We start from the raw sequence: 24,970 nt of genomic DNA on the forward strand, positions 1-24,970 counted from the left end.
TCGTTATGACTGTTTTCCAAAGCGTTTACGATCCGTCTCATTTAAATAGATCTTACGTAAACGAATAGATTTAGGTGTCACTTCTACATACTCATCTGACTGAATATATTCCAATGCTTCTTCCAAAGTATGTTTCAATGGAGGAGCAATTTTCATTTTCTCGTCAGAACCTGAAGCACGCATGTTGGTTAGCTTCTTGGTTTTAGTAACGTTGATCACCAAGTCACCACTACGGCTATGTTCTCCAATTACCTGACCTTCGTAAACAGCTTCACCTGGGTTGATAAAGAATTTACCACGATCCTGTAAGTTGTGCAAGCTGTAAGCGATCGCTTCACCTTGCTCCATTACGATCAACGATCCGTTGATACGACCAGGAATTTCACCTTTGTATGGTTGATATTCTTTGAAACGGTGTGTTACCACAGCTTCACCAGCCGTTACGTTCAACAGGTAATTTCTCAATCCCATTATACCTCTTGAAGGAATCAGGAATTTCAAAATCATACGATCTGCCTTCGGTTCCATATTCAGCATCTCACCTTTACGCATCGATACTGTTTCAATTGCCTTTCCGGCAACAACTTCTGGCAAGTCGATTGTTAATTCTTCAACAGGTTCACATTTAACACCGTCAATTTCACGGAAAATTACCTGCGGCTGACCGATCTGAAGTTCATATCCTTCGCGGCGCATAGTCTCGATCAATACAGACAAGTGAAGAACACCACGTCCGAATACCATGAAACTATCCGCCGAACCGGTTTCACCCAATCGAAGGGCAAGGTTCTTTTCCAATTCTTTTTCAAGACGCTCTCTGATGTGACGGGAAGTAACAAACTTTCCTTCTTTAGCATAAAAAGGCGAGTTGTTAATCGTGAAGAGCATACTCATTGTTGGCTCATCAATGGCGATGGCTTTCAATGCTTCTGGCTTTTCTGGATCTGCAACGGTATCACCGATGTCAAAACCTTCAAGTCCTACCAATGCACAAATCTCACCGGCATTTACTTCTTCTACTTTTTTCTTTTCAAATCCTTCGAACACGTAAACTTCTTTGATACGAGTTTTCACGATTGCTCCATCGCGTTTTACCAGCACTATCTGCTGACCAGGTTTTACTGTTCCGCGTTGTACACGTCCGATGGCCACACGACCGATGTATGCAGAGTACTCCAGTGATGTAATCATCATCTGGGTTGTTCCGTGATCAATTTTCGGTTCGGGAATATATTGTATGACACCTTCCAATAATGGCGTAATGCTGTCGGTAGGAGTTTTCCAATCTGTACTCATCCAGCCATTCTTGGCAGAACCATAGAATGTAGGAAAGTTCAGCTGATCTTCGTTAGCATCCAGGGCAAACATAAGTTCAAATACCTGCTCATGCACTTCATCAGGGGTACAGTTTTGCTTATCTACTTTATTAATAACCAGAATTGGTTTTAAGCCAAGTTGTAACGCTTTCTGTAATACGAAGCGAGTCTGTGGCATTGGACCTTCAAACGCATCCACCAACAACAAACAGCCATCGGCCATGTTGAGTACGCGTTCTACTTCTCCTCCAAAGTCACTGTGACCGGGTGTATCAATAACGTTGATCTTGTAATCTTTGTAACGAACGGATACGTTCTTGGCAAGAATAGTGATACCACGCTCACGTTCCAGGTCGTTGCTGTCCATGATCAGCTCACCTGGGGTCTCATGGTCTTTAAAAAGTTTACCTGCCATAAGAAGTTTATCCACCAAAGTGGTCTTACCGTGGTCTACGTGGGCAATAATCGCGATGTTCCTGATCTTGTTAACGTCCATAAATCGTCAAATTCCTCTTTTTTTTCTTGAATTGAGGCGCAAAGATAGCCTTTTTTACTGCACTCTCCACGCCTCTTTCACAACTGTTTTAATTTTAACATGGTAATTCACAGAAACATGAGTTATAATCTACGCGAAAGCTTACCATCAGTGAAGGTATTTTCGCTCTAAATGAAACATTATAAGGCCAAATCCGATTCGGCTTACTATAATTACTGATCACAATTTTTTTCAAAAAGAAAATGACGAAGCGCGTTAAATTTGATTTCGAGATTTATTTCACGAACGGAGGCGGCATAAAAGGCGAAGATTTCCGATTGGATATTGCCGGAGATGACATTACGGACAAGGAACTTGCCGACTATTTGGTTGATGATATGCGCCTGCTGATGGTGGGCGAAACCAAAATTCTCAATAAAGAAATAATCTCTGAGGCTCATAAACGAAAGCCCTTCAACGAGAATGCAGGTAAAAGTCTATTTGTAGATCTCAGTCATACTATTGAACATGGACTTGTTACCTATAAAGGACTCCCTGCTCCTATCGTCTGCGATTATCTGAGCCGTGAAGACTCCAAAAAATTCTATGAAGAAGGCGCGCAATTTCAGATTGGCAAAATTGAAATGGTGACGAATACAGGTACATATATAGATTGTCCGTTTCACCGATTTGAAAATGGGAAAGATCTTTCAGAAGTAGCATTGGAAGCTTTCGCTGATCTCCCCGCCATTGTCATTCGTGTACCCTTCAAGGAAACACTAGCAGTTACGGTTGATCATTTGAAAAATCATGAAATCAGAAATCGTGCAGTACTCATCCATACAGGCTGGGGCGATGCACATTGGAACACAGAATTATACTACGAGAATCATCCCTTCGTAACAAAAGAGGCAGCAGCATATTTGCGCGATTGTCACGTAAAGCTTGTTGGGATTGATTCGCACAACATCGATGATACCCGAGGAAAAACGCGACCGGTACACACTACATTATTAGGGGCAGATATACTCATTGTAGAGCACTTGTGTAATCTATCGCTGTTGCCTGCAGATGGTTTTACATTCAGTGCAGTGCCTCCGAAATTCAAAGGAGTCGGTACATTTCCGGTGCGGGCTATGGCAAAGCTGAATAGTATAGCTTGAGAATTCCATCATCATCAACTTAAAATATATACTTATGATCAAGAAACTATATATTCTGTTTGCATTTTTCTTCGTGGTTGCCGCAGCATCCGCGCAGTCGTTTGAAGGAAAAATTAGTTACCAAAATAAATATAAAAGTAAACTTCCAAATGTTACGGATGAGCAGTTCAATGCTATGATGGGAACCACACAAGATTATTTCATAAAAGGCTCCCAGTATAAAATCAACACGAACGGAACATTTTTTCAATGGCAAATCTATATTCCAAAGGATAATAAGTTGTATAACAAAATTGCAAATTCTGAAGCGCTGTTGTGGATTGATGCCTCCACCAATTCCGATGAACTGATCAAAGTTGAGACCAAGAAAAATGCCGTTGTAGTGTTGGGACATTCCTGTGATGAAATAACACTCCATTGTAAATCCGGAGTTCAGAGGTATTATTATAGCACAAAACTCAAGGTTGACCCTAAGCCATTCGCTAACTTAAAATACGAGAATTTTTATGAGTATATATCCCGGGCGCAAGCGTTGCCTCTAAAAATGAGTATTGAAACTCCGCAGTTCATTCTGGAAAGTATAGCAACAGAAGTAAAGCCAATGTCGCTCGATGCCAAACTGTTTACACTGCCGGAAGGCACTAAACTTGAAAAGAGTCCGTATTAAAGCCGAAGTATATGTATATATCAATTGCCTGATCACCGATGGTGACCGGGCAATTGACTATCGCTAAGTAAGTTTGGAGTAAACATTCTTTCAATCACCTCTCCCACCGGTTCTTCATTCTGATATACAACTCCCAGAAATGCTGCTATAGTTTTTGCCGCCTGCTTCTGAAAATATTGCGCTTCATTTTTCATTTCTCCCAATGGAGGAGTATCCGGACCTATCACTGCAAACCACATCTGACTGGAGCCTGTTATTAAACGGCCATGATTCTTCCATCCTTTCTTTCCTGCAGTGCCGCGACCATGATCGGTGGTTATGAGCAGAGTCGTTTTGTCCTTATAATCTTGTTGTGACTGAATCCATTCCCACAGTCGTGCAATCATCTCATCCGTACGGTGCGCAGCTTTCAGGTATTCATCATAACGTCCACCATGCCCGTGTTCATCGGTTTCATCCAGGCTGATAAAGAGTATATGTGGACGCGCCCGTTTCAGATACTCGAATGCATATTGAAATGTGAATGCATCGTATCGATCGCCATAAGGATTCTTCACTACGCGTTGCAAATCATTTAAAAGATTTTCCTGCGCGGAAAGTGAATCGGCTGTGGCTGCTTCCTCTCCACCATTTACATATATACCGGAAGACTGCTCCCGTACAACGGCAGGTATAACATCCCATGTAGAGAACACCGCTACGCTTCCCTTAAATGCAGGTTGCTCATCTATATAGTTAAGCACGGTATAATTGGGATTCTCGATTTTGTTATTTGACCGGATACGCTTGTCTACAAAACCGACCAGCATTTCGCTATAGCCGGGATATGAGAACCAATACGGATTAGCGCAATTGACACGATTACCAAGATTACGATTTCCATACAGCTGGCCTTCATTGCCGATAACACTCCAGAAGAATGGCAAGAGTTTTTCTCTCCGCACAACGTATGAGCTATCCCAAAACTGCTCCACAACTTTTTTATCCTTTACAAACTCTTTGTTATACAAAAGAGATGAATCTGCACCTTCAAATAATTCTGTCCAACGGAAACCATCCAATGTTAGCAAGATGACATTCTCTGTCTGGCGCTCCTGCGCAAAGACACAGGAGCAACAACCCACCAGACATAGTTGAAAAAATCTTTTAAACATGTCCGAAGATGCAACAACAGTATTACTTGATGATTAGTATAGATTTATACCTGTGTTAGATAATGATCACGGCAAAATGAAGAAGGGTACTATTTTTTCAAGTCCAGGTAATCTTTGAGTCTTCCTTCCGTATCGTACATTTTAAAATTGAGTTCGTTGCCATGAACTGTCACCATAAAATAGTGATGGCCCCTATATGTTTTGGCACTGAACCACGCGCGTGATGGCGCAAAATCCTCGAGGTTTCCGCCTCCACCGCCGCCTTGTACATAAATCACCCCATTCTGTTTATCAATTATATTATTCCGGATGGGCAACGTTCGTTGATACGTATGCAAATGCCCAAAGAAAACCATGTTAACATTATACTTTTCATATAGGGGAACGATCTTGCGAATGGCTTTATCTCCCAAATCTCCTTTACCACGCCAGGCATTACCATAATCATCTTCATCTGCAGAATACGGAGCGTGATGATGCGCAACAAATTTCCAGATGGCTGTAGATTTTTTTAACTGCTCTTCCAGCCATATATACTGTTTCCCTCCGGGAGCGAATTCTTCCGGACGATTACTGTTTAGCATAAAAAATTCAGCGTTACCATACGTGTATGAATAGTATCCTTCGGGTTCTGGCAGAACGTGATACTGATCATACCAGTATAGATCTTCTTCACCATTGCCTGCCACCGGAAAGACAGGCACACGCGAAGCGAGTTGTGTGACGCCTTGAAAGTATTCATAATTCCATTCAAACTTGTGATCTTCATTTCCTCCATCGGTAAGGTCGCCTACAAGCATTAAAAAATTAGGACGTTCTTCCCATACCATCTTACAAACACGATCATTTATATGAGGTCTCGCTTCTGTGTCCCCTATCACAGCAAATGCATACGAACTGTTTTCTTTCACTGCCGTTGAGAAAGTGAGTATGCCCGATTCCATTACTGAACCATCGCGTGCCTTTGCTTTTATAGTATAGAAATAAGGCGTTTCAGGATCCAGGTTGTCAAGCTTTACGGAATAAATATTACTCTCTTTAGCAGCTATATTTTCTCTATTTATAGTTTGTGTATTCAGGTCAATCTTCTTATCCATGGGCACTTGCTGTCCATATTCAATAACAAAGTCTGCCGGACGGTCCGTTTCCCATACTATATCTATTGAAGAGGTAGTAGCGTTGTTCAAATACGGACCTGCATTGAAATGAAATGTATTCGGAAAAAGCTTTCCTTCCACTACCATCGTTTTTAACGCCTCAAATCGCTTCATGATTTCATCTTTGGACAGTGCTCTGTCCGAGAGCCGCATCATCTTCAGTAAATTACCCAGGTCCATGTAAGGCTCGTTGTGGGTGTACGATGCTACTTCTAACTGATAATCTTTATAGTCTTTACGTTTTGCTGTTTTCATGGAGTTCACAAGTTCACCATTTACATAGAGCGACATGGTGCTGCCATCAAAGGTGGCCACGATGTGATACCAGTATTGCTTCCAGCCGCCTGATTTTATATCGTAGCTTAATAAGTTTGAGAATGGGTTATCTTCTGTAGAAAGACTAAAGAGAATATTACGATCATATATACCCAACAACCACGAAGGCGATTCACTTCCATATTTACTCTTAACGGCCGATAAAACACCCACCGGTTGATTGACGTGATTGACAACCCACAACTCAACCGAGAAGTTTCCCTTGGATAGCTTGCCTATATCTACAAAATCCTCACGTCTTTCCTTAGGCTCTTCACCGTAAAAGATGAGTGGTACGGTCTCTGTGCTTACCAACGGCTTAAATGAAATTGGCTCGTCTATGCGATTACCGGGATAGTTCTCAGCTTTCTGTCCCAGAGTATATTTAGGCCAGAACCACCACTCCTGTGCTTTCACGTCTATATTCAAAAGCAAAACAATACTACCCAACATCACCAGGCGTATCGCTACGGGGAGATGCAGCCGAAAAATTAACATGAAATCAAATTCAGGTAGAGAATTAAACTTTAAGAGATATACTTATGAACTATACTTTTGAATCATAGTATACCAGGCTATAATCGGACGATCCATCTTCATAGAGATCAATGATCGCATATACCGGTGCGAATTCATCGAGCGCCAACGGATTGCCCCACCAGTTACCCGATACAGCTCCGTTGCAAAGATATTTTACGCCCAGATACTCAACAGCGTCAACATAATGTACATGTCCGCTTAGCGCCATCTTAACCTGCTTGTTCTTAAAAAAAAGATCTTTGATACGCTGGTGATCGTCATGCATATCGCCTGACGGGAATTTTACTTCTTCAAGCGGTTTTCTCTTAGTATAGTATAACAACGCGCCCATCGAAAGAATCGGAACGTGATTAAAAATACATACTGGCATCGCAGGATTTTTACTCAACTCTTTTTCCAGCCATGTGAATTGCTCTTGATCCAGTTGATAACCATGATCGCCGTTGATGCTGTCGAGCGCTATAAATTTCCAGCCATTTTTTTCAAACGCATAATACCGGTTTGGCAACTTCAATTCAGAAATAACCCATTGCTTTCCGTAGCGCTTATCTTTTTTATAGGCAGCATCCAATGTCTCATCGGGGCCATACCATACATCGTGATTACCAATTGCACTATATAAAGGAAGACCGTTTTCAACTTTAGCAACTTTATTCCAGGAAGCCCAACGAGTTTCTACTGTTTCCACCGTCTGCTTGTTCTCATCCATCACCGTGTCACCGGTGTTGATAATCAACTCAGGCTTGTCCTTCATTTTGTTAATCTCACGAAGCACACGCGCCAGACATGTTTCTGCGTTTGCACGATCAAGCATGTGTACATCTGTAATATGTGCTATACGAAGCGCACGCTTTTTATTTTTACCTAGCGGTGCATCTACAGCTTTTGCACTTAACCATGAAGGGATGATACTGGTAACCATACCAGCGAGTGCTGTTTTTTTAATAAAGTCTCTCCGGTTTGCCATTGGGTCGTACAATTATTTTTTTTAGTTAAGAGAAACACCCGAAGCAGTACTCCGGGTGTGTTTCTCAAGTTAATCTTTTATAATATATATTTCGGCATTCCTGCTGTCGCCCATGGAGCCAAACTGACTTTCAATTGCTTTGCTGAGATTTTCGTTGTTCGTGGTTTCCTCTGCACTCGGATATAGCCATCGTTTTGGAATCACTCCATTGTTACCCGTTCCGGTTCCTTCTCTGAATTCCGGTATATCGGTTCTCCGTTGATTATAGTATGCTTCCAATCCGGAGTTCTGAAAAAATGCAATATACTTTTGAGTCAGTATCTGCTCAAGACCTGCGGCATTGTTACCAGCATATTTTACAGCCGTACTGTTCATATAATTTGTAACAGATGGTGTCACTTCGCCGAGTACAACATCATCTGCATTTGTAACTTTCAAAGACGATCCGTCTTTGATACCGTATAAATCCATAGAAGCAATAATACCATTTTCGTAAAATGACTCTGCATCACCTGAAGTCCAACCTCTGTTGATCCCTTCTGCTATTGTAAAGCATTGTTCAACATAGCCTAGCATCAAGGCTGGTTCAGGGCCGCTATAAGTCCCATAGTATCGTAATTGATTAGCATATGAATACTCACCTTTCCCGGCTTTTGAAGACATATCATCCAGACTTTCTGCTGAACTCGCTCCGATGTATGCACCAAAGTTATCGAACGCTATACCCGCTTTTAGTTTTGCTTCTGCAGGGTTGCAGGTTACAAATACGCGCGGGTCTGCAAGATCCGTCAGCGTCTTTACATAAGTCTCCGCCATGTTATAGCGGCCTTTATCAAAACCTTTACTACCCGGGTTGGAAGGATACAGACTGGTAGAACCGTTGTAAAAAATTTGCAGGTTATCGCTCGTGCTTCCCAGTAACGGGTATTTAGTGTTGTTTGTAACTATAGAATTGAAACGATTCTTTACATCAAGATCAGCATCACTGTCTTTTTTACTCAAGCTGATCAATACCCGTAGCGTAAATGAATTCACAATCTTCTGCCATGACTCCAGGCTATTGGTCATATATATATCTCCTGAAAGTATATCACCGAGTGGTGATGTAGGTGGTGGTGTACCGGCTGCAATCAAGGTAGCCAAATCGCTGTTCGCGCTCTCCAGCCATTCCAATACTTGTATATATATTTCCTTTTGAGTAGCATATACCGGTGTAGTATCATCAAGACCTTGCAACGATTCCTCCAACGGTAAATCGCCAACCTGCTCTGTCATGCTAACATAGAAATACGCTCTGAAGAATTTACCAAGTGCAGAATATGGATTAAGCGCTTTGGCTCCGGTGTTCAACGCTTCTTCTTCCATCTTCAATACATTCTTCAACGTTTGAAATTTAAGCGAAGCATTGGTCCAGCTATATTCGTTGTTACCATAGTAATTATAGTTACAGCACCAGTACTGATTCCACCGGTGTTCAAGCGACCACGGCTGCTCGAGCATGTCATTCTGTATACCCGTTAGCAAAAGAGAAGGCGGAACAGTAGTAGCCTGGTTGGGGTTCTTTTCGATCTCTTCAAAATCCTGGCATCGTGTAAAAACTACCAGGAAAGCAATCACCATATAATATCGTATATTTTTCATGATGCGTGAATTAGAAAGTGATGTTAATGTTTATACCGTAACGTCTTGTTGTTGGCGTCTGCAAGGTTGAATAACCGGAAAGGTTATTGCCATACTGATCTATATCAAAATCCTTGCGTTCTGCGAAGTACAGAAGATTACGTGCTACAAGCGATACGGATGCATTTCTGATGAATGTTCTCTCCAGTACAGAAGAGGGGAAATTATAGGTTACTATAACTTCTCTTAGTTTAGCATATGAGCGGCTCACCAGGTTTGCTTCTTCCTTCGAATAATAACGACTAATCCAGTCTTGTAAGAAAGTAGTTGTCGTATTCTGTGTAAACTGCAACTCATCGTAATTGGTAATATTACCACGATCGTCTGTTTCTATACTGCCATTCGCTACGCTCACACCGGGGCCGATCCATGATTTCACACCCTGATAATCGTAGTAGCGCGCTTCGCCCATAGCACCTTCGGTTGTATTAATAATGCGACCACCACGATACGTCTGACGCTGGATATAGTCTACGACTTTACCACCAATGCGTCCGTCAAACTGAAAACTGAAACTGATGTTCTTATAGTTAAACTTGTTATTGATACCCCACACCAAGTCCGGATTGAGATTACCCATATACTGTGGTATCGGATTTGCGATCGGTCTTCCGCTGTCATCATTGATCAGGTTTCCTTGCTGATCTTTCAGAAACACTTCTGCATAATATTTATCGATGCGATCTCCTTTGTAAATAAAACTGTTGTTACCGTTTACACTTCCATTGAAGAAGCTTGCTTCGATGCGATCTATTCCCGGAGCTATTTCTTCCAGGAACTCTTTATAGGTTGATCCGTTCACCATTACATTCCACGAGAAGCCTTCTGTATTCTGAACAGGTGTTCCGCTAACGGTAACTTCCCATCCTTTACGAAGTGTTTTTATACCGGTAGATACAATTGTAGTATATCCGCTCGTTTCAGATATCTGCTTGTTAAATATACCCGGACCGTCCAGGCTCTGGAAATACGCAACATCTAAGCCTAAACGATTCTGCAGAAATTTTATATCAAGACCAGTTTCCCAGGTAGAACTGAAAGATGGTTCCAGATCTTTATTGGCCAGAAGATCGCTATAGTATGCGCCTGGAATGTTGTTGAAGAGTTTTCCTCCACGATAAGCTTCTGTATTTACAAAGCTTGGTCCATCGTAAGGTGTAGAATAATCAGAACCATATCCTAACGGACTTTCTCCATCACCGGAGTAGCTATAGGACGGTGCAACCGTAGCTGTTGTAAGAGCGCCTCCTACACGTGCGTAAGAACCTCTTACTTTGAGAAAGGAGATAAACTCCGGCAGTGCAATTTTTTCTGAAAGGACAACGCTCAACGAAGCCGATGGATAAAAGAACGTATTGTTACCCTTTGGTAAAGTAGAATGCTTATCTACCCTCCCCGTAAGGGACAGCGATATGAAATCCTGGTAGTCAAGGTCTATATATCCGTAACCACTACCCACCTGCATGGTAGAATTAAAATTATAGGCGCGGATCGGATTTAATGAGTTGGTAAAGTTATATAGTCCCGGAACGCTCAGATAGTCTGTAGTAGTATAGCTCGATTTATAGGTAAACGTACGCAGGTTAGCACCCAGAGATGTTTTGAGCGTGAAGTCCGGTGATAGAATTTTATTAAACGTTAACAGGAGATCGGTATTGTTCTCAAAAAGCTGACGCTGATCTTCGCGGTAGTCTCCTTTAGCCTGCTCACGTCCGTATACTGTAGCCGAGTACGGGAATTTCTCTGTGCGAAGAATATCATACGTGTTGATCTGTGTACGGGCCGTCAAGTCAAGTCCCGGAGTCAGTTCTGCTTTCAGTGACATATAGCCATATACATCCGTCTTATAGTGTCCTCTTAACCAATGATTCGCCAGAAACCAGGGATTGTTATACCGGGTATATTCCGCATAGCTTTGTTGTATACCTTCTTTACCAGGTTGCCAAACTTGCTTCATATCATCAACATCCCAATCAGCACCACCCCAGATAATGATGTTATAGATCATACTGTTAGGACCATAATTCACATCGGGAATATTCTTGGTATACTGACGATTATAGTTGATGTTCGACTCGAACCTGATCTTGGGCGACAGGTCTACACCGGCTGCTATATTAAAGTTGTCAGCATTAAGATCAGTATTAGGCACTTGTCCACGCTGATAATTATGGGAGTATGAAAAACGAAGATCGTATTTGTCGCCTGATGTTGATACGGCTATATTATTCGTTGCTACAATACCAGATTGTAAAAAGCGCTGTAAATTATCTTTACCACGGGCAACCCAGGGAGTAGGTTTTATATTGCCGGTATAGGTTGTTCCATCTGCAAAAGTTGTAGTGTACTCGGTTTCCGGAGTATACTCGCCATCATACTGAGGTATTAACTGTCCTTCGAATTTTGGTCCCCAGATATCATAGTCAGAATCATTTTTACCTCCGCCTTTACCATTGCCAAATGCATATTTACCATGGTCGCCAGGGCCATATTCACTTTGCACTTTTGGTATTGTAAGGAAACCATTTTCTACCATCGTAGAGGAGTTGAACTCTACGGAGAAGCCACGCTTATCCTTTGAACCACGCTTGGTAGTAATTTGAATAGCACCATAAATTCCACGCGAACCATATAGCGCAGAAGCTGCAGGGCCTTTCAACACGGTATAATTTTCAATATCATCTGCGCTGATGTTCCAGGTATCAGATTGTATCGGTACACCGTCTACTACAAACAAAGGTTTCTTACCCCGCAGGTAAAGTTGTGGTGCACCTAAAAGTTCTGCTGAGGGAGCTACTGTTAAACCCGCTACTTTTCCTACCAACGAATTTATAGGGTTAGGCTCCCTTGCTTTAACAAGGTCAGAACCTTTTACGTCCTGTACAGCGTACCCTACCTTTGCTTTGTCCTTTTCAATACCCAGTGCTGTTACCACTACTTCCGATAACTGTGTAGCATCGGTAGCCAACGCTACATCAACGGATGATCTGCCGGCCAACGGTACTTCTTGCGAAATATACCCTACAAATGAAAACACAAGGGTTGCATCAGTAGAAGGGACAGCGACAGAATACCGGCCTTCGGCATCTGAGATTGTTCCTGCGGATGTTCCTTTTACAAGAATGTTTACTCCGGGCAGTGGTGAAGAATCTTCACCAGAAGTTATGCGCCCGGACACCGAAGTTTGTGCGTAAGCACAAACGGCAAAAAGCCATGCTGCCAACGCGAGCAGTACACGGCCAGATCTTTTTCCTAAAGAAACAGAATTCTTTAGTAGAGATTTGTTCATAGATGAAAGGGTTAGGGTTGTTGATACACAGCAAGCACGGTCGTTATACTATACTTTTATATATAGTAATAAGTATATAGACCTGGCTTAATTCGAATCAAAGGTTGGCATTAGAATTAAAGTAGCGTTTAGAGGAACGTTACGTATGAATTAAACTTTGCATGAGCAGATGAATCTTCTATTAACGATTTTACTATTGACAAAGAAGAAACACCGAAACAAACCGATGAAAACCATTTATAGACGTAACATTGGTATAACAAGGCCAAACAGCGATTTTAGTACACTTATCTGTACGCTGCTATTTTTTATGTTTACAATCAGTAAACATAACAGTAATGGTCGACAATGAAGTTGTATCGCGCATCGCGCAAAAAATAAGAGCTACACGGCTCGAAAAAAATCTCACTATACAACAGTTGGCCACACGCTCCAACGTCAGTAAAGGACTCTTGTCTAAAGTGGAGAACTCACGCACAATCCCATCGCTTCCGGTTTTTGTCAGCATCATCCAATCACTGGATATATCCTTGAAAGAATTCTTTCACGACATGGTATTGACCAATGGTAAAGATTATTTGCTGGTAAAGAAAGATGACTGTACTCCACTGGAACGCGAAGGGAGGTCAGGCTTTCACTATCAATTTATACTCTCGCAGAACATAACAAACTGTAGCATGGATGCCGTACTCCTCACACTTGAGCCAGGCGCAAAGGGAAAACCAACCACTACTGATGGGTATGAATTCAAATATATACTCAGCGGAAGCTGTGAATACCAGATTAATAATGAAGTGATCTTACTGGAAGAAGGCGACTCGATCTATTTCGATGCTTCTATTCCACATGTACCCCTAAATCACTCCAGGAAGAAAGTAATCATGCTGGTGATTTACTTTATTCTGGCAAAATAAATATAGTATATGTAAAAAATTGAATACTATAAGCGATCCATTAACTCTTCCGCAAGGCCAAAGCTTAAAGACATTCCAGCACCACCGAGTCCATTCACGATGGTAACGTTGGGTTCGGGTTCGATCACAAGACTTATATTGCCTTGCACTTTCGGATATATACCATGCCAGCGTTCGGTGATCCTGAAATCACCCAGGTCAACAAATGACCGGAGGTAGTCAACAATAACGTCATTGACATGCTCGGAATCAAAAGGCTCTACCGTGCGGCTATAGTGATGTGAGTCACCGATAATCAGCTCGCCTGCTTCATTTTGCGCGAGCAACACATGTACTCCATGTTTTTTAAAATCTTCGGATTGCTGGTCGTAGCGTTCATCAAGCTTTGCAAGAGACGAACATTCCGCAAAGGCCGCATAATGTCGTAGAGTAAGCCCTGCACACAACGTAGGGCCTATGCTCACTGGCTTGGCAGTAACTGCCTTCATCATTTGGAGCTTGCATTTTGTTACCGGCTGCTGATCGAATATTTCCGGGTATAGCGTTTCGAAGTCAGCACCGCTGCATACAAAAACCTTATCGGCACGCCAGCTTTCACGCGCAGTCTTTATATGTGGCACTGCTATCTCCGTTACAACGTGTCCGAATTTCAAAATCAATCCATACTTCTCCTGCAACCACAACGGAATTTTTCGAATAGCTTCACGTGCATATACAGTTCCCTCGGTATCACTCCATAAACCGCCATACAGATTTTTCGCGCGCACTACAGGCGACCGCTCTATAACTTGTGATGCATTCAGCAAACTACATTGATACGCTGCATCTTTATAGAGTTCCATAAATTCATTCAGCACATTCCACTCATCTTCATGATAGGCAACGTGAAGTGAACCATTTGTTTTGATCCAAAAGCCTGCCTGTGCCGCCACCTCTTGCCAATGCTGCCGTGCACGCAATGCACGGTTCAAACCAACACCCGGCTCCTGTCCGATCGGCCATACCAACCCAAAGTTTCGTACCGAGGCGCCCACCGCGAACTGCTCGCGTTCAAACAACACAACTCTATATCCTTTACGAAGCGCCATGTACGCATGTGCCAATCCTACGATACCGGCACCAACAATGGCGATGTCTGCTGAACGATCCATTCTGTATAATATACTTTATAGTGAAAGTAAATTTATTATCACATTCAAAGGTTGCCGTTTACATTGATTTAGACCGGCCCCGAAGTTTATCATTTTGTTAAGGTTGCGCTTTAATATTTTTCTTGCAACATTTAACTGTAAACTTCGAATCTAAACCTGTATATGTGGTCTAATTTTCATACTCACAATGCGTACTGTGATGGTAAAGGTGTTATACAGGACTATATCCGCAAAGCGGAAGAACTGGAGATGCTCAGCCTCGGCATCTCATCGCATGCACCATTGCCGTTTGCCAATAAGTGGTGCATGAAGCCTGCAGACCTGAATGCATACTTGAACGAGTTGCGTGATCTCAAGAAAAAATCTCCGGTAGATCTATATACCAGCTTGGAGATTGATTTTATACCCGGAGTAATTTCTCCAAATGATTTTCGTGATAAGCTTGACTATACGGTTGGGTCCATTCATTTTGTAGAACAACTTCCGGATGGAACACGTTGGGAGATCGATGGCACACATGCATTCTTCCTGGAAGGCTATGAGAAGATCTTCAACAATAACATTCGTGATACGCTCACGCGATATTATGAACTGACACGAGAGATGGTTGCAACTGCCTGCCCTACCGTCGTGGGCCATCTCGATAAAATTAAGATCCAGAACGTTGATGGAAAACTATTCAGCGAAAGCGATGCCTGGTATCAACAGGAAGTAAAAAAGACCATTGATGCGATTGCCGCGAGCGGGGCCATCATCGAAGTAAACACGCGTGGCTTATATCAAAAGAAATCAGCAACTACATATCCCGGCCCCTGGATACTGGAATATATACTTCAAAAAGCTATACCCGTTACGTTGAGCAGCGATGCGCATCATCCTGATGACCTGGTCAATCAGTTTTCGGATACCGCCATGCTTCTCCAAAAAATCGGCTTTAAAACCTTAACTATTTTACATGAAGGCCACTGGCAACCTTTCCCCTACAACGAACATGGCATCATTGTCCGGTGAGCATCCTATAACCCAATGGCTCCGGCAAACCAACGCGTTCTGGTTTACGATCTATACTTCGCTGGCAGCGTTTTGCTTATATACCTGTGTCTATGCCTTTCGTAAAACATTTGCCGCGGCCTCTTTCGAGGGAATTTTTTACTGGGGAGTAAGTTATAAAGTATGGCTGGTAATTTTTCAAGTGGTAGGTTATGGGCTGTCGAAGTTTATAGGTATCAAAGTTATTTCAGAATTAAAAGCGCACTCGCGATCGGTGGGTATCGTAATTCTTGTATCGGTAGCCGGTATATCCTGGTTTTTGTTTGCGCTTATACCTCCACCCTATAATATAATATTCCTGTTTACCAACGGCCTGCCCTTGGGCATGATCTGGGGCATGGTGTTCGGATATTTGGAAGGAAGGAGAATGACCGAAGTTCTGGGTGCTGCTCTGTCTGTAAGTTTTATTTTCTCTTCAGGACTTTGCCGCTCTACCGGAGCTTATCTCATTCGCGATTGGACAGTATCAGAAACCTGGATGCCGTTTGTTGCCTGTTGCATCTATAGTGTTCCCTTGCTGATCTTTTTATACTTACTCGATAAAGTGCCGCCACCGTCTGCGCTCGATGAGCAGCTGCGAACGCGAAGACAACCGATGGATCTTGCTGAACGCAAAAAATTCATCCGTACATTTTTGCCTGGAATAATTCTGTTTGTATGCTGCTATATGTTGCTCACCATCTTTCGCGATTTCCGCGATAACTTTTCAGCAGAAGTATGGAAGACACTGGGCCATGGAAACTCTCCCGAGATCTTTACAACAACCGAGGTACCGGTTTCCATTGCCGTGTTGATGATCATGGGAAGCATCATGATCATCAAAAACAATAAACTCGCACTGATGATCAACCATGTAATCATTGCACTCGGTATGGTATTGATCGGAATCAGCACACTTCTTTTTGAGCAGCATGTGATTGGTCCTACGACCTGGATGATCTTGATTGGTCTTGGACTTTACATGGGATACGTTCCTTTCAACAGCATCTTCTTCGACCGCCTGATCGCGGCCTTTCAATATATAGGCACTGTAGGCTTCATTATGTATGTGGCGGATTCCTTCGGCTACCTGGGCAGTGTGAGTATTCTGCTTTTCAAGGAATTCGGTTACGCGAAGCTAAGCTGGGTGGAAGTGTTCATTACATCGGGGTATATTATTTCCGTTGCCGGCACACTGCTCATATGCGGTTCCATGCTTTACTTCCACAATAAGCACAAACGATGGAAGAAAGAAGAAATAAGTTAGGCCGTCTTTTCACAAATCAATTTCCTTTAAAAAATTTTCATTTGTGCCCGGCCACAACTATAAATTTCGTATTTTGAGGGGTAAATTATACTCTTGAAATGGCTATCTTTCTAAAGAAACGACAGTTCCAGTTAAAATCATTGTCGCTATTCTTAATACCCGTTTTCCTACTCCTTGTATTGCTCTGCTACCTTGCTGCGCGAAGTCCCGAGAAACTGGCGAGTGAACGGTTCCCTGCCGTCACTATTTTCTTGGCACTCCTTGTACTATATGTTATACTGCTGATTCCCTTTACTAAAAAAACACGAACACGAATTCTGACGATCGGAACTTCCATCGCTGATCTTGCCGCTGGTAAATTTAATAACACCGTTACCGTCAAGGAACAGGACGAGATCGCAGACATTGCCTTGGGTATAAATACATTGAAAGATGACCTGATGCGTAAAACCGAATTTGCTGAAGAGATCAGGAAAGGAAATCTCGATGCTGCTTACAAACCAAACAATGCTGATGACTTGCTGGGACATTCCTTATTGAAGTTGAAGGAAAATCTACTGGTAGTAAAAGAAGAGGATCAAAAAAGAAACTGGACTACCGATGGTCTTGCAAAATTTGTAGAAGTACTTCGCTCCAACAAAAATATAGATGCTCTGGCGCATGACATCACGAAAAGTCTTGTCAATCTACTGAACGCAAACCAAGGCGCAATCTTTATACTTAACGATGATCATTCTCACGATAAACACCTGGAGATGCTGGCGTGCTATGCTTTCAACCGCACCAAGCACCTCACCAAAAAGGTAGCGATCGGTGAAGGTCTTATCGGCCAAACGTTTCTGGAAAAAGAGACCCTATATTTAAAAGAAGTACCCGAAGATTTTGTGCGCATCACATCCGGTTTAGGGGAAGCTAATCCAAAAAATCTTCTCATCACTCCGTTAAAAGTAAATGAAGATGTAGTAGGTATAGTAGAACTGGCGTCATTCAAACCCTTTCAGGAACATGAAATAGCTTTCGTTGAAAAGATCGGAGAAAATATAGCACACACCATTCTTTCCTTTCGCACAAATGAAAACACAAAGCGCCTTCTCGATGAATCACATCAGCAGGCAGAAAACATGCGCGCGCAGGAAGAGGAACTGCGCCAAAACCAGGAAGAGTTACAAGCTACACAAGAAGAGATCAGTCGTAAGTATAATGCACTGTTCAAGCAATTAGCCGAGTTGAACTATCAATCTAAATTCGATCAGCTCAAATCGATCAACTCTACGAAGAAGCGAAACATCGAGTATTACTTCGATATCATCCGCAACCAGATCCGAACCTTCGCAGAAAATAAAATGGTAGTTTCTGCAGTCAATGATTTCAAAAAAGCATTTGCCAAAATTCATGAAGGTATATCGGATGAAAAGTTGGCGACCATCAAAGACAGCCTGAGGGAATACTATGCTAATGAATTTATACCACGCATTAAAGACAACACCGATCAGTTGGAACGCGTCGAGCACTATTTCCCCGAGGAAATACGAGCGGACGTTTTGCAATACTTATATATCTCCAACAACCCGCATCCTACAGGACAAAAATCGCTTTTGAACAGATCTGAGGACGAGAGTGAGTATAGCAAAGTACATGCACATTATCACCCGGTAATGCGAAGTTTTCTGGAGAAATTCGGATATTATGATATATTCCTGATCGACCACATTACGGGCGAAATGGTATATAGTGTATTTAAGGAAATTGATTTTGCAACAAGTCTTTTAACAGGTTTATACAGCAAGACGAATTTCGGTCGCGTTGTAAAAGAAGCGATTGAAAGCACTGACAAGAACTTTGTGAAGCTTGCTGATTTTGAACCTTATGACCCCTCTTATCATACACCTGCTTCATTTATAGCCTGCCCTATATATGACGGAGATGAGAAGGCGGGTATACTTGTATTCCAGATGCCAATCAACAAGATCAACCAGATACTGACAGGCGATGCTAACTGGCACGATGACGGACTTGGCGAAAGCGGCGAAACGCTCATGATTGGAAGCGATTACAAACTCCGCTCAATTGCCCGTGAGTTGATGGAGAATAAAAAAAGATACTTATCCGGATTGAAGAAGATTGGCTATAGCGATTCGATTACTCTGCAGATCGACAAAATGAATACCAGCATTTTGCTTGAGACAATCAAGCTCACTTCCGTGGATAAGGCATTGCAAGGAGAGACAGGCACACAGATAGAAAAAAATAAGCACAACATTGAAATGCTCAATGCCTTCGCGCCACTCAATATACCGGATGTTCATTGGATCATCTTGTCGACCATGAAGGAAGAAGAAGCTTCCATGCGTATAAATGATTTGCGGAAAGGTGCTTAGTCTATCAACACAGCGAATATAAATATATATTGTAATTACGCTGATCTGTACTTCCGATCAGCGTGTTGCCACGATAGCATCACTTTGCACCAATCCGTTATAATACCGAATGATTTCAATAGCATGAGAAGGCTCCTGTGGACTAAGGCTCTTCTCCATCACGAACATCGAAAGCGAAACACCACCTTCCTTTAATAATGCGGGATATACTTTACTACGAAATGTTTTCAACGAAAGCAGGTTATCCTCCATGTATATATAATACAGAAAATCATCCGCATCAGACAGAACCGGAGATACATTATGTTTCTGCCTTCGGAGTATATCTATAGTACCATTCAGCACTACTTCATATAACCGGTGTCTTCCCCATGCTTCGCTTTCCCGGAGTGATACATACTTTCGGTTAATATTGTCCTTTACATCAAAAAATTGAAAGGACTGAATTCTATGAGCTGGGTATACATGTATATGATCGCTTGAGCGAAAAAGAATTATATCATGCGCGGCTTCCACTGCTATAGCGCCCACCAATACTTGCTGTGTTTGGAGTACCAGCGCTCCTTCGTGCCAGGTATATTCCTGCGCTGCGAGTTTACAAATAGTAAACGAAAGCAAAAGAAAACATATACCTCTTTTCACCTCATGTTAAAATTTGATTAACATGAAGTTAACGTTTCGTTAATACAACATCAAGCGACAGTCTTTATAATTTCCAGAACCTCGTGTACGTTCTCAATAAGATGCGTATGTTTTTCCTTTGAAAGTTCCTCTCTTGAAAAGGCTCCCGTTGTAACACCAATCACTAATGAACAACCTGCAGCATTCCCTTCTTGCAGATCGGAAGCGGTGTCACCAACTTTTGCAACACGACTCGAATTCTGCACGCCCGTAAGTTCCATAGCACGGAAGATCATATCAGGAAAAGGTCTACCATGGCCTACCTCGTCACTTGTAACACTAGCATCAATCAACGCTGCTTTTTTCCACCCGATACGATCCAGCAACGGGTCTGTGATCTGACGATCAAATCCAGTATCAACCACAACCTTTAGTTTACTCTCCTTCAACTTGCGAAACGTCTCACTTACACCAGGCTTCTCACCTACGGACGCATCAGTCCTATAAAATTCGATCATGGTCTGCACGAATACAGTATGTATTTCGTGAATCCACGCTTCATCGATCGCACGTGTACCTATATATCGTTTTTCCAGAAGTCCACGAATCGCTACGGGTTTGGGAATACCCATCACCGCGTTTGCATCTTCAATAGATATAGCCACGTTATGTATAGCAAGTGCTTGCTGCAACACACGGTGTACATCCTTATTATCCTTCACGGTAGTACCCGCGAGGTCAAATACAATCAATTCGATTGCCATACTTATATTTTTAGTGCAAGATATAGTTCTGACTGATCTTGTGTTATACTATTTACACGAAACGCTTAAACTTAATGCGTGGATAATACAGATCTTATTATCTTCGAAATAAAAAGACAGTGCTATGAACACCGCGGCTACCCTTGATGAAGTATTTGGTCTCTATGAAAAATATGGTAATGCCGATTACATTGGCGAACCTGTATCTCAACTTGAGCACATGTCGCAAGCAGCACAACTTGCTATCGAAGAAGGATACGATGATGAAGTTATACTCGCCGCATTCTTTCATGACATCGGACATATCTGTGTTATGGTGCGTGAAGAAAATAACATGGGAGGATATGGTGTTAAAAGTCATGAGAAGATTGGCGGTGATTACTTGCGTGAAAAAGGATTTCCGGAGCGTGTCGCAAAGCTTGTAGAGAATCACGTGCAAGCCAAGCGATACCTTACGTTCAAGTATTCTGATTACTACGAGCAATTGAGCGAAGCCAGCAAAAAGACATTGGAGTACCAGGGCGGAGTTATGCAGGCAGAAGAAGCTGATGCGTTCGAGAAGGATCCTCTTTTTCAAACCAGCATCCGTATGCGTCATTGGGATGAGATGGCAAAAGAAATGCATATGCCTGTTATCGATCTGGATGAACTCAAAAAGAAAGCGATAACGGTATTATCAAAATAGCATTTTGCTTCCCTGTATCATTTCCTATCTTGTAAGCTTACAGAGAGAAGAGATGGTAAAAAGAATTCATAACATTATTAAACGCCTTATACTTTACGTTCACGATAATTTATCTCCACGCCATTTCTTCATTCTCTCGAGTATTATTGTCGGCCTCTCTTCCGGACTTGCCGCTATCTTTCTAAAATATTTTGTACACAGCATTGAGACACTCGTCACGTACTACTCGCATAACTATGAAGAGTTCTTTTTGTTTACTCTGTTTCCAATCATTGGTATAGGACTTACTGTATTTTATATTCACCGGTTCCTGCACGGTAACTTCAAAAAGGGAAGCGCTGAAATTGTATATGCTATAACGAAGAAATCAAGTGTACTTCCTTCCAGTCAAATGTATACCAACCTGATCACGAGTGCGCTTACGGTTGGCTTTGGTGGATCAACCGGACTTGAATCACCCATGGTATCAACGGGGGCTGCTATCGGCTCCAACTATGGCAGAGTATATGGATTGTCCTATAAAGAAAAAACTATTTTACTCGCATGTGGTGCTGCGGCAGGAATCTCCGCAGCGTTCAACGCTCCCATTGCCGGTGTACTCTTCGCTGTTGAAGTATTGCTGACGGATGTCAGTGCATCCGCGTTTATACCGTTAATCATCGCTGCTGCCTCCGGTGCATTACTGTCCAAGATCATTTTATCGGAGGGTGTTATTCTTTCGTTCGCCTTGCAACAACCGTTTAATTACCACAACGTTCCGTTTTATATAGCGCTGGGTATATTAACCGGATTCATGGCGCTATATTATACACGCACCTTTGAGTGGATTGATGCGAAAATAAAATCAATCCGCAATATCTGGGTACGCGTGATTTCGGGTGGTCTGATGCTGTCGGTATTGCTACTCATATTTCCGCCCTTGTTTGGTGAAGGATACGAAACGATCAAGACGCTCTCTGACCTTCATCCTTCTGAGCTTGCACAAAATAGTTTAATCCAAAGATTCATTTCGTCCGACTATACATTGCTGATCTTCCTGGGATGCCTGGCCTTTTTAAAGTGCGTTGCTGCCGCGCTAACCATAGGCAGCGGTGGTAATGGCGGAAGCTTCGGCCCTTCGCTTTTTATGGGTGCTTATCTTGGGTTTGTATTTGCGCGTATCATCAACATGCTGGGACTATCCTATATACCGGAAACCAATTTTACATTGGTAGCCATGGCCGGAATGCTGAGTGGTGTTTTTTACGCTCCGCTTACCGCTATATTTCTCATTGCAGAAATTACAGGTGGTTATGAATTGATGATTCCGCTCATGCTCGTATCGGCCATCAGCCTCACCGTTGTAAATTATTTCGAACCACTTTCCATGGAAGCAAAAAAGCTTTCTAATAAACTAAAGTCACCGGTAGAAGATCGTGATAAAACTTTATTAAACCGTCTGGATCTTACTGAGTTGATTGAAACTAATTTCTCCACGATCCATCCGGAAGCTACGTTACAAGAATTGGTGAAAGTAATTTCAAATTCAAAACGTAATATCTTCCCGGTGTTGAGTAATGAAGAATTAAAAGGACTTGTCTTTCTCGATAACGTTCGTAATATAATCTTCAAACATGATCAATACGACAAAGTCTTTGTACAAGATTTGATGACAACACCACAAGCTGTTATACACGCGAATGAAAATCTGCACAGCATCCTGAAAAAATTTGACGAAACGAACCAGTGGAATTTACCAGTCGTTGAAAATAACAAGTACCTCGGCTTTGTTTCCAAATCAAGTATACTTACGAAATATAGGGAGGAGTTAATGCGATCGGCTTAATTTTAAGCTTACCCATTCACTACTAACTATTTAATGCTTGCGACTATACCTTCGCAGATATAGTCATCGCCGTGAAGTACATCTTTGGTGAATTACATACGTGGCAGCGGTATGTTTCGGGGAGTTCGTCAAAGGGCACTCCGGGAGGAATGTTTACGGTAGCATCGCCATAGCGTTGATCGTAAATAGAAAGACAGTTGCTGCATTGATAGCTTGACACAACTATACCAGACTTCTCTTCCTTGTTCTTTTCCGTTTGTTTTTCTCTTTCCGGATTGAGCTGGCGATAGTACATCTTACTTAACTCGATAAGCAATGCCGGAATAATCTCTTTTTTTACATCGCGTGCATACGTGAGGTATGCAATCTTGTTAGGATTAAAATCTTTCGCATATAGTATATTATAACGCTCGGTGTTTTCAAGCGATGTGTTGCGCTCGATAACAATGGACGTGAACAGAAAGCTGTCATGCTTCGTCTTGATGGTAAACGTAAGGCCATGCGTGCTAATGTCCTGCTGATCAAGCTCACGAACCAGAAAGCGTTTTAATTCCAAGGCTTCAGCATCGATCACTGGTAAATGCCAGTTTAATTCCAGCGATGAGTGACGACCATTGATACCAAATTTACCCATCAGCTTTTCCCAGCGAATACGATCGGATGCTTTTATACCTTTAATGATAAAAGCCTTCCACGGAATGATATTGATCTTTCCGACATTCGTCTCCTGGCACAACTTGCTGGCAGCACTCATAAAGTCAATGTCGTATTGATTGTTGCGCCAATATAGTCCAAGCCAGTATTGATTATTCAACATGGCATTCAATCCTTCGTAGTAAGGAAACGTGCTGTCAGGATATTTCAGCTTCTCGGAGATCACGCGATAGTTAATCCGCATTTTTCCCTGCAGAATCACGAAAAGTTCATCCATCCCGAAAGGTTGAAAATTTAAAATCAACTCCTCCAGTGCTTTGGAAACTTTCGCTATATCATGACTGAAGATTAACTTAGGCCAGCACTCTACTATATTTCCCTTCCGGGGATCACGAATATATAGATACCAGTAATTATCCTCACGGGAAGCGATGAAATTCAATTCACCCGTGAACAACGGAACTATACTTTGCACCGGGTCAACGATATTGATCTTGATCTTCGGCTTATAGTCGAAATTATCGATTACAAAATGGTATGTATCTTCCTTTACCCAGTTCGTGGTCTCCACAACGTTAACCGCTATATAGGAACTTACAATATTCTGGTATATAGATTGGTCACTTCCCAGTTCATAATCTATATGTATATCACGAAAGGCATAATCGATTTTCTTTTCGTCAGCGCCATTGGAAGGGAACATGATGTCCTGCCGCGAACCAAAGAGTACAAATTTATTATCAAGACTCTGCGAGATCTCCATGATCTTCAACAAATCCGCAGGCGACAATATACCTCCTTTAACAAACGCACGTATTAAGTCACTCTTCTTTGTTTCCATGATTCGAAAGCTCAAAGCTGAAAGTTTAAGCAGAAAGCGTGTGGCTGATCATCTGCTGAATCTTTCTTGTAATGAGTATAAATTTAGTAAGTATATTTTAATTTACTGCTGCCTGTTT

At 42.2% G+C, this 24,970-nt stretch carries 18 protein-coding genes; 8 read left to right on the forward strand and 10 right to left on the reverse strand.

All coding sequences use genetic code 11. The features are described 5' to 3' along the window. Nucleotides 1–3: 3 nt before the first annotated feature. Nucleotides 4–1,812, reverse strand: coding sequence for a translational GTPase TypA (gene typA / locus B5Y40_RS26360; protein WP_079689846.1), 1,809 nt, complete (start codon nt 1,810–1,812; stop codon nt 4–6). Between the two features lie 242 nt (nt 1,813–2,054). Between typA and B5Y40_RS26365 the strand changes: the two genes are divergently transcribed. Both B5Y40_RS26365 and B5Y40_RS26370 read left to right on the forward strand, forming a co-directional pair. Next, on the forward strand, nt 2,055–2,954 hold the full coding sequence (locus B5Y40_RS26365; RefSeq protein WP_079689847.1) for a cyclase family protein: 900 nt from the start codon (nt 2,055–2,057) through the stop codon (nt 2,952–2,954). Between the two features lie 34 nt (nt 2,955–2,988). Beyond that, nucleotides 2,989–3,621, forward strand: a complete 633-nt coding sequence (locus B5Y40_RS26370) for a hypothetical protein (protein WP_245840808.1) — start codon at nt 2,989–2,991, stop codon at nt 3,619–3,621. 32 nt (nt 3,622–3,653) lie between these two features. On the opposite strand, the gene B5Y40_RS26375 is transcribed toward B5Y40_RS26370, so the two are convergent. From B5Y40_RS26375 to B5Y40_RS26395, 5 genes are all read right to left on the reverse strand, one after another. Further along, nucleotides 3,654–4,775 (reverse strand): alkaline phosphatase family protein, encoded by a 1,122-nt coding sequence (locus B5Y40_RS26375; protein ID WP_143785952.1) that lies wholly within the window; start codon nt 4,773–4,775, stop codon nt 3,654–3,656. An 89-nt stretch (nt 4,776–4,864) separates the two neighbouring features. Then, nucleotides 4,865–6,745 carry a metallophosphoesterase gene (locus B5Y40_RS26380; protein ID WP_079689849.1) on the reverse strand — a complete coding sequence of 627 codons (1,881 nt, stop codon included), beginning with the start codon at nt 6,743–6,745 and terminating at the stop codon, nt 4,865–4,867. A 49-nt stretch (nt 6,746–6,794) separates the two neighbouring features. After that, on the reverse strand, nt 6,795–7,754 hold the full coding sequence (locus tag B5Y40_RS26385; protein ID WP_079689850.1) for a metallophosphoesterase family protein: 960 nt from the start codon (nt 7,752–7,754) through the stop codon (nt 6,795–6,797). A gap of 69 nt (nt 7,755–7,823) precedes the next feature. Next, entirely contained in the window at nt 7,824–9,395 is a 1,572-nt protein-coding gene (locus B5Y40_RS26390; RefSeq protein ID WP_079689851.1) for a SusD/RagB family nutrient-binding outer membrane lipoprotein, read from the reverse strand. A gap of 10 nt (nt 9,396–9,405) precedes the next feature. Beyond that, complete coding sequence (locus tag B5Y40_RS26395) at nt 9,406–12,723, reverse strand: SusC/RagA family TonB-linked outer membrane protein (RefSeq protein WP_079689852.1); 3,318 nt, start codon at nt 12,721–12,723, stop codon at nt 9,406–9,408. Nucleotides 12,724–13,061: 338 nt separating this feature from the next. Between B5Y40_RS26395 and B5Y40_RS26400 the strand changes: the two genes are divergently transcribed. Beyond that, nucleotides 13,062–13,637, forward strand: coding sequence for a helix-turn-helix domain-containing protein (locus B5Y40_RS26400; protein WP_079689853.1), 576 nt, complete (start codon nt 13,062–13,064; stop codon nt 13,635–13,637). Nucleotides 13,638–13,663: 26 nt separating this feature from the next. Here the strand turns inward: B5Y40_RS26400 and B5Y40_RS26405 are convergent, their stop codons facing one another. After that, nucleotides 13,664–14,788: a TIGR03364 family FAD-dependent oxidoreductase gene (locus B5Y40_RS26405; protein ID WP_079689854.1), complete on the reverse strand. Its 1,125-nt coding sequence runs from the start codon at nt 14,786–14,788 to the stop codon at nt 13,664–13,666. A gap of 162 nt (nt 14,789–14,950) precedes the next feature. Between B5Y40_RS26405 and B5Y40_RS26410 the strand changes: the two genes are divergently transcribed. The 3 genes from B5Y40_RS26410 to B5Y40_RS26420 all read left to right on the forward strand — a co-directional run bounded on the left by B5Y40_RS26410 (nt 14,951) and on the right by B5Y40_RS26420 (nt 19,462). Next, entirely contained in the window at nt 14,951–15,799 is an 849-nt protein-coding gene (locus B5Y40_RS26410) for a histidinol-phosphatase (protein WP_079689855.1), read from the forward strand. Further along, complete coding sequence (locus tag B5Y40_RS26415; protein WP_245840810.1) at nt 15,744–17,084, forward strand: DUF5690 family protein; 1,341 nt, start codon at nt 15,744–15,746, stop codon at nt 17,082–17,084. The genes B5Y40_RS26410 and B5Y40_RS26415 overlap by 56 nt, the downstream gene beginning before the upstream one ends. A gap of 98 nt (nt 17,085–17,182) precedes the next feature. Then, a complete protein-coding gene (locus tag B5Y40_RS26420; RefSeq protein WP_079689856.1) occupies nt 17,183–19,462 on the forward strand; it encodes a GAF domain-containing protein in 2,280 nt (759 codons plus the stop codon). Between the two features lie 57 nt (nt 19,463–19,519). On the opposite strand, the gene B5Y40_RS26425 is transcribed toward B5Y40_RS26420, so the two are convergent. Next, nucleotides 19,520–20,104, reverse strand: a complete 585-nt coding sequence (locus tag B5Y40_RS26425; RefSeq protein ID WP_143785953.1) for a hypothetical protein — start codon at nt 20,102–20,104, stop codon at nt 19,520–19,522. Between the two features lie 50 nt (nt 20,105–20,154). Then, nucleotides 20,155–20,847, reverse strand: a complete 693-nt coding sequence (locus tag B5Y40_RS26430) for a phosphonatase-like hydrolase (RefSeq protein WP_079689858.1) — start codon at nt 20,845–20,847, stop codon at nt 20,155–20,157. Between the two features lie 124 nt (nt 20,848–20,971). Between B5Y40_RS26430 and B5Y40_RS26435 the strand changes: the two genes are divergently transcribed. Both B5Y40_RS26435 and B5Y40_RS26440 read left to right on the forward strand, forming a co-directional pair. Beyond that, nucleotides 20,972–21,532, forward strand: a complete 561-nt coding sequence (locus B5Y40_RS26435) for a phosphonate degradation HD-domain oxygenase (RefSeq protein WP_079689859.1) — start codon at nt 20,972–20,974, stop codon at nt 21,530–21,532. A gap of 52 nt (nt 21,533–21,584) precedes the next feature. Continuing rightward, a complete protein-coding gene (locus B5Y40_RS26440) occupies nt 21,585–23,357 on the forward strand; it encodes a chloride channel protein (protein WP_079689860.1) in 1,773 nt (590 codons plus the stop codon). Between the two features lie 43 nt (nt 23,358–23,400). Here B5Y40_RS26440 and B5Y40_RS26445 read toward each other — a convergent pair whose 3' ends face one another. Then, nucleotides 23,401–24,852, reverse strand: coding sequence for a rubredoxin domain-containing protein (locus tag B5Y40_RS26445; RefSeq protein ID WP_079689861.1), 1,452 nt, complete (start codon nt 24,850–24,852; stop codon nt 23,401–23,403). Nucleotides 24,853–24,970: the final 118 nt, after the last annotated feature.

This window comes from Ohtaekwangia koreensis, assembly GCF_900167975.1.
In the GTDB taxonomy this organism is placed as follows: Bacteria; Bacteroidota; Bacteroidia; order Cytophagales; family Cyclobacteriaceae; genus Ohtaekwangia; species Ohtaekwangia koreensis.